Below are 12,300 nucleotides of genomic sequence, written 5' to 3'. Positions count from 1 at the left end.
AGTCCTAGGATGCAGATTCAAAAAACGGGCCGACCTATTTCTTCACCTTGCTGAAAAGCTTGAAGAAATTGTCGGTGGAAGCGCGGGCGACCTCGGCTGCCGTGATGCCGCGCAGGTCCGCGATCTTTTCGGCCACGTGGATCACCTTGGACGGATCGTTGAGCTTGCCGCGAAACGGCACCGGGGCCAGGTAGGGCGAATCGGTTTCGATCAGCAGCCGGTCCAGCGGGACCTTGGCGGCCACTTCATGCACGATCTGCGCATTCTTGAACGTCACGATGCCCGACAGCGAAATATAGAAGTTCTGGTCCAGCGCGGCCTGCGCCACTTCCCAGGTTTCGGTGAAGCAGTGCATCACGCCGCCCGCCTCGGCCGCCTTTTCCTCGCGCAGCATGCGCACGGTGTCCTCGGCGGACGATCGCGTGTGCACGATAAGCGGCAGGCCGGCATCGCGCGCGGCGCGGATATGGCGTCGGAAACGTTCGCGCTGCCAATCCAGCGGTTCGGACAGACGGTAGTAGTCCAGCCCGGTTTCGCCGATGGCCACGACCTTTGGGTGTTCTGCCAGCCGCACCAATTCCTCGGGCGTCGGGTCCGGCGTGTCTTCGTAGTCGGGGTGCACGCCCACCGAGGCCCACAGGCGGGGCTGCGGCTCGACCAGCGACATCAGGCCGGGCCATTCCGGCATGTTGACGCTGACGACGAGCGCGTGCGTGACCTGATTGGCCGTCATGCGGTCAAGAATGGCCGGCAGATCGTTGGCAAGCTCGGGGAAATTCAGATGACAGTGGGAATCGACGTACATGGTGAGTCTGGTGTTGCGAACCGGGGCGCGTCGCCAAGCGAAGCAAAGCGCCGCCGGATCAAGGACTTACGCCTGGCAGGATAGCACCACGCGCTGCAGGGTGGCGTGGGCGAACAGCTTGGCGTTCAAGGGGTGGGTGGCCAGCGCGCGCTGGCGCGTCAGCCAGCGGGAGGCCTCGGCCACGCGGGCAGGATGCATGCGGGCGGCCACCTGCGCCACGCCAGCAGCCAGCGACGGAAAATAGCGCACCGGCGCGCCGGCGCTGGCAAGCATCAGATCCGTGTACAGCCGTTGCAGGGCATCGATCCATTCTGGCGCGGCCACTTTCTCCAGCGCTTCGGCCAGCGTGCCCACGTCGGGCGTCTGACCCTTGGCCAGCGGGTTGACCAGTTGGCCCAGCCACGCCGGACAGGCAGATTCGCCGGATTGCGCCAGGCGCAGCGCCGCCAGCGGCGCGCCGCCCGCCGCGGCCAGCCATTCGCGCGCCGGCTCGACGTTCTGGTCCCGCAGCCACTGCAACGCCGTGTCCGCATCGGGCGCGGGCAGCGGCAAGCGGCGGCAGCGCGACACCAGCGTGGGCAGCAAGCGGTCCGGCGCGTCCGCGACCAGCAGGAATACCGTATGGGGAGGCGGTTCCTCCAGCACCTTGAGCAAGGCGTTGGACGACACGACGTTGAGCGCATGGGCCGGGTACAGCAACGCCACGCGCCAGCCGCCCCGGTGCGTGGCGGTGTTGAACCAGGACTCCAGCGAACGGATCTGGTCGATGCGAATTTCCTTGGACGGCGCGCGCTTGGCAGCGCCTGCCGCCGGCTCGGCGTCTTCGGCCTGTTCGGCGGCGTCCGCGCCCTCTTCCACGGCCACTGCCTCGGGGCGGATGCGGCGCAGGTCGGGATGGTTGCCGCTGGCGAACCACGCGCAGGCGGCGCAGTGGCCGCAGGCCAGCCCGTTTTCAGGCGTTTCGCACAACAGGCTGGCCGCCGCCGCGATGGCGAAATCGAGCTTGCCGATGCCAGCCAGCCCATGCACCAGCCAGGCATGCGCAAAGCGGTCGCGATTGCCCAGCCAGGCGCGGGCCGTGTCCATCTGCCAGGGGTGAAACTGGGGCGCGCTCATGCGGGAACGGCCAACAGCTCGCGCAGGCCGGCTTCCAGGTCGGCGCGGATCTCGGGGATGGCGCGCGTCGAATCGACGACGCGGATGCGGTCCGGATCGGCCTTTGCGCGGGCATGGTAGGCCTCGCGGGTGCGCTCGAAGAACGCCGCGCCCTCGCGCTCGAAGCGATCGGGTTCGCGCGCGTCTGCCAGGCGCGCCCGGGCGACTTCCAGCGGCACGTCAAAGAGCCAGGTGCGGTCCGGCCGGCCGGCATGCATCCAGGCTTCCAGAACCGCCACGCGCTCGGCGCCCAGGCCGCGGCCGCCGCCTTGGTAGGCGTAGCTGGCGTCGGTATAGCGGTCGCAGACGACCCACGCGCCGCGAGCCAGCGCAGGCTCGATCACCTGGCGCGAATGTTCGCATCGCGCAGCGAACATCAGCAGGGTTTCCGTATCCAGCCCCATCGGATCGTTCAGGACCAACGCGCGCAGCTTCTCGCCCAACGGCGTGCCGCCGGGCTCGCGGGTGGACACGACCTCAACGCCCTGCGCGCGCAGGAAATCCGCGATCCAGACGGTGTGCGTGCTCTTGCCCGCGCCGTCCACGCCCTCCAGCGTAATGAAACGTCCGCGTGAGGTCATTGATCTTGTCCTTGTGCTGATTCGGGTTCGGGCGCCGCCGAGGCCGCCGGCGCGGGGGTGGGCGCGGGCGTGGAGTTGGACCGCTGACCAAGAATGTAGCGGGCCACGTTGCGGTTGTGTTCGGACAGGTTGGCCGAGAACTCGCTGGTGCCGTTGCCCCGGGACACGAAATAAAGAAACTTGTGCTGCTCGGGCTGCACAGCGGCCAGCAAGGCCGCCCGGCCGGGTGCGGCAATCGGCGTGGGCGGCAGGCCCGGACGCGTGTAGGTGTTCCAGGGCGTGTCGGTCTGCAGGTCGCGCTTGCGGATGCGGCCCTGGTAGGCCTCGCCCATGCCGTAGATCACCGTGGGATCGGTCTGCAGCAGCATCCCGATCTTCAGCCGGTTGGTGAACACGCCCGAAACGCGCCGGCGCTCCGGGCCATGGCCGGTTTCCTTTTCGATGATGGAGGCGAGCACCAGTGCTTCATAGGGCGTGGACACCGCCACGTCCGATTGGCGCTTGTCCCAGGTGTCGTTCAGGATGCGCTGCCCTTCCTGGTAGGCGCGGCGCAGCAGGTCGAAATCCGTGCTGCCGGGCGTGAAGACGTAGGTATCCGGAAAGAACAGGCCTTCCGGGTGTTTGATGGTCGATCCCAGCCGCTCCATCAGTTCTTCGTCGCTGACATCGCCCAGCGTCTGCTTGACGTCGGGGTTCTCGCGCAGCGCCTGGCGGATCTGGCGATAGGTCCAGCCTTCAAGAAAGGTGATCTGGCGCTGCGTCATGTCGCCGCGGGCCAGGCGTTCGAGCAGCAGCCAGGGCGTGTCGCCATTGAGCGCCTGGTAGCCGCCCGCCTTCATCAGCTTGTCGCGCTCGGACAGGCGCGCCATCCACACGAAACCCGGCTCCCACATCGGCACGCCGGCGGCATTGAGCGCGCGCGCGACGGTGCGCGGGCTGCTGCCCGGATCCACCACAAAGTCGATCTTGTCGGACGACAGCGCCATCGGGCGATGCATCCAGGTATAGGCGGCGCCCACCGCGCCGCCCACGGCCAGGACGATGAGCAACAGGAACCACAGGACGAAATTTCGGAGTCGCATCTTCATAAGTGTCGGAAGTTTAATGGATCGCGGGCCGCAGCCGTGACACAACGGGGGCCGGATCGCGCGGCGCGCCCCTTTGCGCATCGGGGACATGTCCGGGCCGGCCCGGGAACACGGCTATCATCAGCACTTTGATGACGCGATAACTCCCGCCGCCATGCACGCCTATTACGCTTCGATTCCTGTCCGCGCCGAAGGTTGCGCGCAATGCGCTCCGCTGGAAGATCTGGCGGTCTTCACCGCTTCGGGCGCCGACGCCCTGTCCTTCCTGCACGGCCAGCTCACGCAGGACGTCACGGGCCTGCCCCAAGACGCCGCGCGATTGGCCGGCTATTGCACCGCCAAGGGCCGTCTGCTGGCCACGATGGTCATGTGGCGCGGCGCCGGCGATGCCGATGATTCCCCCCAGTTCTACGGCATGGTTCGCCAGGACCTGTCCCAAGCACTGATCAAACGCCTGTCCATGTTCGTCCTGCGGGCCAAGGCCAAGCTGGCCGCCGCGCCGCTGCACGTGGCCGGCGTGCAGGCCACCCCGGAACAGGCTGCCGCGCTGGAAGCCGTGACGGGCGCCCTGCCGCGCGCCACGTGGCAGCGCGCCGACATGCCGTCCGGCACCTGGATCGTCGCGCCGTCGGCCGACGACCGCCTGCGCTGGTGGTGGATTGCCTCTGACGAGCAGTTGGCACAGTCCGCCGCGCTGACCCAAGCCATGGGACTGGCCTCTGCGCAGCAATGGCAGGCGGCTGACCTGGCGGCTGGCATCCCCTGGATTGCCGCGGCCACGCAGGACGTCTTCATTCCGCAGACGGTTAACCTGGACCTGATCCAGGGGGTCAGCTTCACCAAGGGCTGTTATCCCGGGCAGGAAGTGGTGGCACGCAGCCACTACCGGGGCACCGTCAAGCGGCGCATGGCCTTCGGCACCGTTGCCGACGCTAGCCTGCAGGGCCCGGCGCTGACGGGGGTGGACGTGTTCGATGCCACGCAACCGGGCGAGGCCATTGGCCGCGTGGTGCAGGCCGCCAGCGATGCCGGCGTGGTGTCGGTGCTGTTCGAAACCACCCTGGCCGCACTGCCCGAGGGCGATCTGCGTCTGGCCAGCGCCGACGGTCCGCGCATCGCGCCCGCCCCGCTGCCCTACGCCATCAATCCCTGACCCTGCCCCGCCCGTGCGCGCCAATTCCGGCGCGCACGAATCTGGCGTTCGTCTTCAGACCGCCACGCCGAACAGCGCACCCACGCCCGCCGTCACCGCCATGGCCGCCGCGCCCAGCACCGTGACGCGAAGCGCGGCGGGCAGCTTGGGCGCGCCCCCCGCCTTTGCGGCCATGGTGCCCAGCGCCGCCAGACAACAGACCGATGCGCCGATCACCCACCCGATCAGGGGCGGTCCGGGCGATACCGCCGCCACGGCGAGCGGCACGGCGGCCCCGCCGGCAAACGACGCCGCCGACGCCAACGCCGCCTGGACCGGCCGCGCGCGATTGTGCAGCGAAATGCCCAGCTCGTCGCGGGCGTGCGCATCCAGCGCATCATGGCTGGTGAGCTGGCGCGCCACCTGCTCGGCCAAGTCGCGGGTCAGCCCGCGCTCGACGTAAATGTCGACCAGTTCCGCCAGTTCTTCGCCGGAGTTGCGCTTGAGCGAGCGCTGTTCAAGCCGCAGGTCGGCGGCTTCGGTGTCGGCCTGGGTGCGCACGGACACGTACTCGCCCGCCGCCATCGACAGCGCGCCGGCCACCAGGCCGGCCAGTCCCGATGTGAGAATGGCGCCGTGCGAGGCTTGGGCAGCCGCGACGCCGGTGATGAGGCTGGCCGTGGAGACAATACCGTCGTTGGCGCCCAGCACTGCGGCGCGCAGCCAGTTGCTGCGGAAAATTCTGTGGTGTTCTTTTGCTGGCATTGCCGGAAAACCCATGCAACGCGTGACGGGCGCCGGGCATGCGAGGCGATGGCCCCGGCATGCCCCGGCAGCGTTCATCGCGGCGTCACGCGCACCGCGGTGAGCAAGCCTATCACGCACAGCGTGGCTTGTTCTCCGTCGTGCGCAAACATCTCCACCTGGCAGACCGAAAGACGCTTGCCCGGCTTGACCACGCGGCCGGTCGCGACGAACCGGTCGCCTTTGGCGGGCGCCAGGAAGTTCATCTTGAATTCGGACGTCAGTACATCCTCGCCCGGTCCGAACAGCGTGTAGGCCGCATAGCCGCCCGCACTGTCCGCAATGGTGGTGGAAATGCCCGCGTGCAGAAAGCCGTTCTGCTGGCAGAGGTCCTGCCGGTACGGCAGGACGATGTCCACCCTGCCCGGCTCGACGCTATGCAGCCGCGCGCCCAGCAGCGCCATGATGCTCTGCTGATCGAAGCTGGCCTGGACCCGCGCGGCCGGGTCTTCCGAGGCGTTGACGTGCGGCACGTCAGTCCTGCTCGCGCTTGACCAGATTGACGATGCTGGAAAAGTCCAGCTTGCCCGAACCGCCCGCGCTGTGCAGCGAATACAGGTTGCGCGCCAGTTCGCCCAACGGAATGGACGCGCGCGCCGACAGGGCGGCCTCGGCGGCCAGTCCCAGGTCCTTGAGCATCAGGTCCACGCCGAACCCGCCGGCATAGCCCTTGGAGGCCGGCGCATGCTCCATCACGCCCGGCCACGGGTTGTAGAGCTCGGTTGCCCAGTTGCGGCCCGAGCTCTTGGCGACGATGTCCGACAGCACCTTCGGATCCAGGCCATTCGCCACGCCCAGCGCCAGCGCCTCGGACGTGCCGGCCATCAGGATGCCCAGCAGCATGTTGTTGCAGATCTTGGCGACCTGTCCCGCCCCGGCCGGGCCCGCGTGAAAGATGTTCTTGCCCATCTTTTCCAGCACGGGCCGCGCGCGCTCCAGCGAGGCGGCCGCGCCGCCCACGATGAAGGTCAGCGTGCCCGCGGCCGCGCCACCCGTGCCGCCCGACACCGGCGCATCGATCATGGCGATGCCGCGCGCCTCGGCCGCCTGCGCCACCTTGCGCGCCGAATCCGGCGCAATGGTGCTGCATTCGATGACCAGCGCGCTCGAGGAAATCTTGCCCAGCAGGTCCTGGTCAAGGTACAGGCCCTCGACGTGCTTGCTAGCCGGCAGCATCGAGATCACGACCTCCGCGCCCTGGACCGCTTCCGACGCGGACGCGGCCGCCGTCGCGCCGGCATCGGTCAGCAGCTTGATGGCCGCCGGCACCAGATCGAACACCTTCAGGCTGTGGCCAGCCTTGACCAGATTCAATGCCATGGGCGCGCCCATGTTGCCCAAACCGATAAACGCGATGCTGCTCATGATGTCTTGTCTCCTGTTGCTATTGCTGTAGGTATGGATTCATCGTGACCTGCGTGGCGGATCGGCCGGCTGGCGGGCCGGCCGGCGGATCAGCGCCCTTCCTGGCCCAGGTCGGCAAGCGGATGCGGCTCGCCCTCGGGCCAGGGTTCTTCAAAGAATTTCTGCACCCAGGCGTCGGTCGCCATGTCGATGACGGCGGGATTCCAGCGCGGGTTCTTGTCCTTGTCGATCAGCAGCGCGCGGATGCCTTCGGCAAAGTCGCCATGCGCCGTGCACGCCAGCGCGGCGATGTACTCGACGCGAAACACATCGTCCAGCGACCGCAGGCGCGTGCGCTGCTGCAAGGCAAACGCCAGGCGCACCGATCCCGGCGAGCCCGCCAGCATGGTTTTGGCCGCGCGCGAGAGCCAGGGGTCTTCGTGGTCCTTCAGGAAGGACAGCTCTTCGTAGATGTCGTCCAGCCGGTTGCCGTTGCACAGGTTGTTGACGACGAACGAGTGCTGGCGCAGTGGCCCGGGTTCGAGCGGCGTGGGCGGTTCCAGCGCGGTCAGCGCGCGGCGCAGCAGGCCGTCGTTGATCGAGCGCGGGGGAATCGCGTCCTCGGCCGCATCCGCGGCCTGGCCCGCCCACGGCTGCTGCTCCAGCGACGCCAGCAGCGCCGGCCAATCCGCGCTGTTCAGGCGGAAATCCGCCAGCCCCGCAAAGAAGGCGTCGGACGTGTTCAGTTGCGCGCCCGTCAGCGCCAAAAAGACGCCGCTGCGGCCCGGCATGCGGCTCAGCAGCCAGCTGCCGCCCACGTCCGGGAACAGGCCGATCGACACTTCCGGCATGGCCAGGCGCGAGGTCTCGCTGACGACGCGGTGGCTTGCGCCCATCATCAGGCCGATGCCACCGCCCATGACAATGCCATGGCCCCAGCACAGAACGGGCTTCGGATACGTGTGGATGCGATAGTCCAGCCGGTACTCGCGTTCGAAGAAGGTGCGCGCGTAGGTGTTGCTCCAGCTGGGCTTGCCCGCGTTCTCGGTCATGCTGCGATACAGGCCATGCAGGTCGCCGCCGGCGCAGAACGCCTTGTCGCCCGCGCCCTGCAGCACCACCAGCGCAACACCGGGATCACGCGCCCAGGCGTCCAGGCGGTCGGCCAGCAGGTCAACCATCTCGAGCGACAGGCCGTTCAGCGTTTGCGGCGCATTCAGCGTCGCAATGCCGAAACGCATTCCATTGGCGGCGGATCTTTCTTCGAACAACACCGGTGCATTCATCTTATGTCGGCTCCTTTTTCCAACAATTGGCGGGCAATGATCACGCGCATGATCTCGTTGGTGCCCTCCAGAATCTGATGAACGCGAGTATCGCGCACCAAACGCTCCAAGGGATAGTCTTTCAGGTAACCATAACCACCATGAATCTGTTGCGCGTCCAGGCATATCTGGAAGCCCATGTCGGTGGCGAAACGCTTGGCCATCGCGCAGTAGGTGGACGCATCGGGCGCGCCGGCATCCAGCTTGCAGGCGGCCAGCCGAACCATCTGGCGCGCCGCCACCAGGTGCGTCGCCATGTCGGCCAGCTTGAACTGCAGGGCCTGGAATTCCGCCAGCCGGCGGTTGAACTGGCGGCGCTCGTCCATGTAGCGGCGGGCGGCGTCCAGCGCGCCCTGCGCTGCGCCCACCGAGCACGTGCCGATGTTGATCCGGCCGCCATCCAGGCCCTTCATGGCGATCTTGAAGCCCTCGCCCTCCACGCCCAGCATGTTGGCGGCCGGCACGCGGACGTTCTCAAAGGTGATGGGACGCGTGGACTGGCTGTTCCAGCCCATCTTCTCTTCCTTGCGGCCATAGCCGATGCCTTCGCTGTCTGCGGGGATCGCAAAGGCGCTGATGCCCGCGGCCCCCTCGCCGCCGGTGCGGGCCATCACGACCAGCAGGTCGGTGTCGCCGCCGCCGGAGATGAAGGCTTTGGCGCCGTTGACGATGTAGCTGTCGCCATCGCGCTGCGCGCGCGTGGACAGCGATGCCGCGTCGGAGCCCGCGCCGGGCTCGGTCAGGCAATAAGAGGCCAGCTTTTCACCGCTGGCGAGCAAGGGTCCCCAGGCTTGCCGCAAGGCCGGCTGGCCCCACTTGCCTACCATCCAGGTCGCCATGTTGTGGATGGTCAGGAACGCCGTGGTGGACGGATCCACCGCCGCCATTTCCTCGAACACCAGCGTGGCGTCCAGACGCGGCAGGCCCAGCCCGCCGATGTCCTCGCTGGCGTAGATCGCGCAGAAACCCATCTCGCCCGCCCGGGCAAAGGCGTCACGCGGGAAAATGCCCTCGGCGTCCCAGCGCGCGGCGTGGGGAGCCAGTTCGCCCTCAGCGTAGTCGCGCGCGGCCTGCGCGAACGCGCGCTGCTCGTCGGTCAGTTCCAAGTCCACAGCCTGTCTCCTGTTGTAGTCGGTATTGTCTCGTGGCGTTGCTGCCGTCTCGTGAACGCCAGCCCGTCGATTTTGACATGACGTTGACGTAAACGTAAGCGGGAATCCGGCTCAATGTTACGCCCGAAGCGGCCGGGCGCTTTGTCTTATTGATGACAATGTGCGGGGACGGGCCGAAAGCAAAAAGCCACCGGCGGATGTCGACGGTGGCGTGCGGGGCGCCGGGCCGGGGGGCAGTCAGTTCGCCGTTACAGCAGCCCTGCCGGCCGGATGCGCCCGTTGCGGGCCGTCTTGGCCCGGCGATGCTCGGCGCGGCGGCGGCGCGACTCCTTCGGGTCGAAGGTCAGGCCGCGATAGATTTCCACGCGGTCTCCGTCGGCCAGGCGCGCCTTGGGTTCGGTGGCGCGGCCGAAGATGCCCACGCCCGCTTCCCACGGTTTGACGACAGGAAATGCCTGCGCAAAACCGCTGGCCGCCAACGCGTCCTCGACGGTCGCGCCGTCCGGCAAGCGCACGTCGCGCTGCCAGGCGTGGCCGGGCAAGGCGTAGCAGACGATGACGCCGATCTGCCCGCCCGCGGACCCTTCACTCGCCATACTTGGCCTGCGCGCGCTTGGTGAAGGAATCGATGAAGCTGGTCGCAATGCGGTTGAAGACCGGGCCCACGACCATTTCGAGCGGCCGGTTCGAGAACGCGTACTCCATGGTGAACAGGACCTTGCACGCGTCTTCGGCCAGCGGCTGGAACACCCAATGACCAACGAGGCTGGAGAACGGACCATCCACCAGCTCCAGGTCGATCCGCTCGGGGTAGACGTGGGTATTGCGGGTCGTGAAGCGCTGCTTCATCCCCGCGAAGGAAATCAGGATGGAGGCCTGCATGCCGTGTTCGTCGCGGGTCTGCACCTCGGCGCCGCCACACCACGGCATGAACTCGGGGTACTTCTCCACGTCGGCAACCAGGTCGAACATCTGGGCGGCGCTGTAAGGCACCAGGACGGATCGTTGTACTTTGTGCATCGACTATCGCAAATGGCTAGAATGGCAAGATTTTACCGGCACAGCGCTTTGTGGGCTTGAATGGGCCGAAACTGCGGCCAAAACAGTGAACAAAACTGCGCAGTGAACAAAACTGCGGCCAAAGTGGTGCAGCGGCCTGCGCAGTAAACAAAACAGCGGCAAAAGACAGCCGTCAGGATACCGAGCAATCGCCGCCCGCAACAACCCGCAATCCGCCGGATTCGCAGAATCCCCCAGCAAGAAGGCTTTATGAGCATTATCGACAATCGCAAGGCCACGCACGACTATTTCATCGAAGACCGCTTTGAAGCCGGCCTTGTCCTGCAAGGCTGGGAAGTCAAGGCGATCCGCGACGGCCGCGTGCAGCTCAAGGAAAGCTACGTCATCGTGCGCGATGGCGAACTGTTCCTGCTTGGCATGCACGTCAGCCCCCTGCCCACGGCCTCCACGCACATCCACCCCGACGCCATGCGCACGCGCAAGCTGCTGCTCAAGGCCGAGGAAATCAGTAAGCTCATCGGCAAGGTCGAGCAGCGCGGCTATACGCTCGTGCCGCTGAACCTGCACTACAAGAACGGCCGCATCAAGCTGGATTTCGCGCTGGGCCGCGGCAAGAAGCTGTTCGACAAGCGCGACACCGCGCGCGAGAAGGACTGGGCGCGCGAAAAGGAACGCATCATGAAGCACGACACCCGCACCCCGCGCCGCGGCAAGGACGATTGATTCAGGCGGCCACCGGCAGCGCCGGGCGCTCGGCCTCGTGGCCGGGGCCCACCACGCGGTTGCGCCCCGCCGATTTGGCCGCATAGAGTTTTCGGTCGGCCCGTTCGAACAGCACTTGCAGGTTTTCGCCCGGGATCCAGTCCTCGACGCCCGCGCTGAACGTATACGAAATCGTGCTGCCCCCGTGCGCGCAAGGCGTGCGCCGCACCGAATCCAGCAGGCGCTCGGCCACCTCCAGCACCGCGTCGCTGCGCATGTCCGCAAACAGCACGCAGAATTCCTCGCCCCCCACCCGTCCCACGTGATCGCCGGTTCGTAGGGTCGCGGTCGCCAGCAAGCCGAAATGGCGCAGCACCGCATCGCCGGCCGCATGGCCATGCGTGTCGTTGATGCGCTTGAAGTGGTCGATGTCCAATAGCAGCAAGGTCAGCGGACGGCGCATGCGCAGGGCCTGGGCGCAATACCGTTCGGCCTGCAGCCACCACGCCTTGCGAGACATCAGACCCGTCAGGAAGTCGGTGTTGGCCTCTTGTTCGCGGTCGGCCAGCATGCGGTCGTGGATGATCATGATGGTTCCCAGCGTCAGGCACGGCATGATCAACACGCCCAACGTCAGGAACGCAACGCCCCAAAGCGTGGGTTCAAGAAAGGCGGCCACCGTGTCCAGCCCCGCCAGGTAGACCCCGGCGCGAAGCGCGCAGACCACGGCGGAGATCAGCGTCACCGCCCACACGAAACGGTAGGCGTAGCGCGAGCGATGCTTGGGCATGTTGCGCTGGACGACGATGGCCACGGCCAGCATGAAGCCCATTTGCAGCAGCGACATCGCGACGATGCGCGGACTCACCTGCCAGTCCACGTAGGTGTAGGTGGCCACGACCGACAGCGCCGCCAGGCAGCCCAGGGTCATGAGATGCCGGGGCACCGCAAGACCGAGCAACCGGCGCACGCCCGCGTAATACGCACAAAGGGCCAGCGCGATCGCCGCGTTCGGCACCAGGATGGACGCCCAGAGCGGCGCCTCGGTGTTCTGCAGCGCAAATGTAGAAAACGCCAACAGCGTGAGCAGGTTGGCGCGTATGGTCTCGCGGATGCCGGCCATGCCGCTGCGCGCCAGGGATCCCAGCACGCACAGCGAAAGCACTCCCGCCAGCGCTGCTATCAGAAGCAAATTAACGGGAGCGATCATGGGCGGCGCGCCGCGAGGCGCG

General features: G+C 67.1%; 14 protein-coding genes. 2 read left to right on the top strand and 12 right to left on the bottom strand.

The genetic code is table 11. The features are described from left to right. Nucleotides 1-34: 34 nt before the first annotated feature. From H4P35_RS11225 to mltG, 4 genes are all read right to left on the bottom strand, one after another. Nucleotides 35-805, bottom strand: coding sequence for a TatD family hydrolase (locus tag H4P35_RS11225; protein ID WP_056316856.1), 771 nt, complete (start codon nucleotides 803-805; stop codon nucleotides 35-37). Between the two features lie 66 nt (nucleotides 806-871). Beyond that, nucleotides 872-1,921: a DNA polymerase III subunit delta' gene (gene holB, locus H4P35_RS11220; protein WP_226849050.1), complete on the bottom strand. Its 1,050-nt coding sequence runs from the start codon at nucleotides 1,919-1,921 to the stop codon at nucleotides 872-874. Next, nucleotides 1,918-2,541, bottom strand: a complete 624-nt coding sequence (gene tmk, locus H4P35_RS11215) for a dTMP kinase (RefSeq protein ID WP_226849048.1) — start codon at nucleotides 2,539-2,541, stop codon at nucleotides 1,918-1,920. Before tmk ends, holB begins: the two co-directional genes overlap by 4 nt. Beyond that, nucleotides 2,538-3,623: an endolytic transglycosylase MltG gene (mltG, locus tag H4P35_RS11210; RefSeq protein WP_370638966.1), complete on the bottom strand. Its 1,086-nt coding sequence runs from the start codon at nucleotides 3,621-3,623 to the stop codon at nucleotides 2,538-2,540. The genes tmk and mltG overlap by 4 nt, the downstream gene beginning before the upstream one ends. A 160-nt stretch (nucleotides 3,624-3,783) precedes the next feature. Between mltG and H4P35_RS11205 the strand changes: the two genes are divergently transcribed. Further along, nucleotides 3,784-4,782, top strand: a complete 999-nt coding sequence (locus H4P35_RS11205) for a folate-binding protein YgfZ (RefSeq protein WP_226849046.1) — start codon at nucleotides 3,784-3,786, stop codon at nucleotides 4,780-4,782. Nucleotides 4,783-4,836: 54 nt separating this feature from the next. On the opposite strand, the gene H4P35_RS11200 is transcribed toward H4P35_RS11205, so the two are convergent. The 7 genes from H4P35_RS11200 to H4P35_RS11170 all read right to left on the bottom strand — a co-directional run bounded on the left by H4P35_RS11200 (nucleotide 4,837) and on the right by H4P35_RS11170 (nucleotide 10,366). After that, on the bottom strand, nucleotides 4,837-5,526 hold the full coding sequence (locus tag H4P35_RS11200; RefSeq protein WP_180099256.1) for a VIT family protein: 690 nt from the start codon (nucleotides 5,524-5,526) through the stop codon (nucleotides 4,837-4,839). A gap of 74 nt (nucleotides 5,527-5,600) precedes the next feature. Then, complete coding sequence (locus H4P35_RS11195; protein WP_081101074.1) at nucleotides 5,601-5,969, bottom strand: PaaI family thioesterase; 369 nt, start codon at nucleotides 5,967-5,969, stop codon at nucleotides 5,601-5,603. A 70-nt stretch (nucleotides 5,970-6,039) separates the two neighbouring features. Beyond that, nucleotides 6,040-6,930 carry a 3-hydroxyisobutyrate dehydrogenase gene (gene mmsB, locus H4P35_RS11190; protein WP_226849043.1) on the bottom strand — a complete coding sequence of 297 codons (891 nt, stop codon included), beginning with the start codon at nucleotides 6,928-6,930 and terminating at the stop codon, nucleotides 6,040-6,042. Nucleotides 6,931-7,019: 89 nt separating this feature from the next. Continuing rightward, nucleotides 7,020-8,195, bottom strand: coding sequence for an enoyl-CoA hydratase/isomerase family protein (locus H4P35_RS11185; protein ID WP_226849041.1), 1,176 nt, complete (start codon nucleotides 8,193-8,195; stop codon nucleotides 7,020-7,022). Continuing rightward, complete coding sequence (locus H4P35_RS11180; protein WP_152384204.1) at nucleotides 8,192-9,346, bottom strand: acyl-CoA dehydrogenase family protein; 1,155 nt, start codon at nucleotides 9,344-9,346, stop codon at nucleotides 8,192-8,194. The genes H4P35_RS11185 and H4P35_RS11180 overlap by 4 nt, the downstream gene beginning before the upstream one ends. 248 nt (nucleotides 9,347-9,594) lie before the next feature. Then, complete coding sequence (locus tag H4P35_RS11175; protein ID WP_056316828.1) at nucleotides 9,595-9,942, bottom strand: RnfH family protein; 348 nt, start codon at nucleotides 9,940-9,942, stop codon at nucleotides 9,595-9,597. Further along, nucleotides 9,932-10,366: a type II toxin-antitoxin system RatA family toxin gene (locus H4P35_RS11170; protein ID WP_056316825.1), complete on the bottom strand. Its 435-nt coding sequence runs from the start codon at nucleotides 10,364-10,366 to the stop codon at nucleotides 9,932-9,934. Before H4P35_RS11170 ends, H4P35_RS11175 begins: the two co-directional genes overlap by 11 nt. A gap of 249 nt (nucleotides 10,367-10,615) precedes the next feature. Between H4P35_RS11170 and smpB the strand changes: the two genes are divergently transcribed. After that, nucleotides 10,616-11,089 (top strand): SsrA-binding protein SmpB, encoded by a 474-nt coding sequence (gene smpB, locus H4P35_RS11165; protein WP_180099255.1) that lies wholly within the window; start codon nucleotides 10,616-10,618, stop codon nucleotides 11,087-11,089. A 1-nt stretch (nucleotide 11,090) separates the two neighbouring features. On the opposite strand, the gene H4P35_RS11160 is transcribed toward smpB, so the two are convergent. Then, nucleotides 11,091-12,278: a GGDEF domain-containing protein gene (locus tag H4P35_RS11160; RefSeq protein WP_180099254.1), complete on the bottom strand. Its 1,188-nt coding sequence runs from the start codon at nucleotides 12,276-12,278 to the stop codon at nucleotides 11,091-11,093. Nucleotides 12,279-12,300: the final 22 nt, after the last annotated feature.

The organism is Achromobacter sp. 77, assembly GCF_020541125.1.
GTDB classification, from domain to species: Bacteria; Pseudomonadota; Gammaproteobacteria; order Burkholderiales; family Burkholderiaceae_B; genus Achromobacter; species Achromobacter mucicolens.
This window is presented reverse-complemented; position numbering and strand designations above follow the sequence as displayed.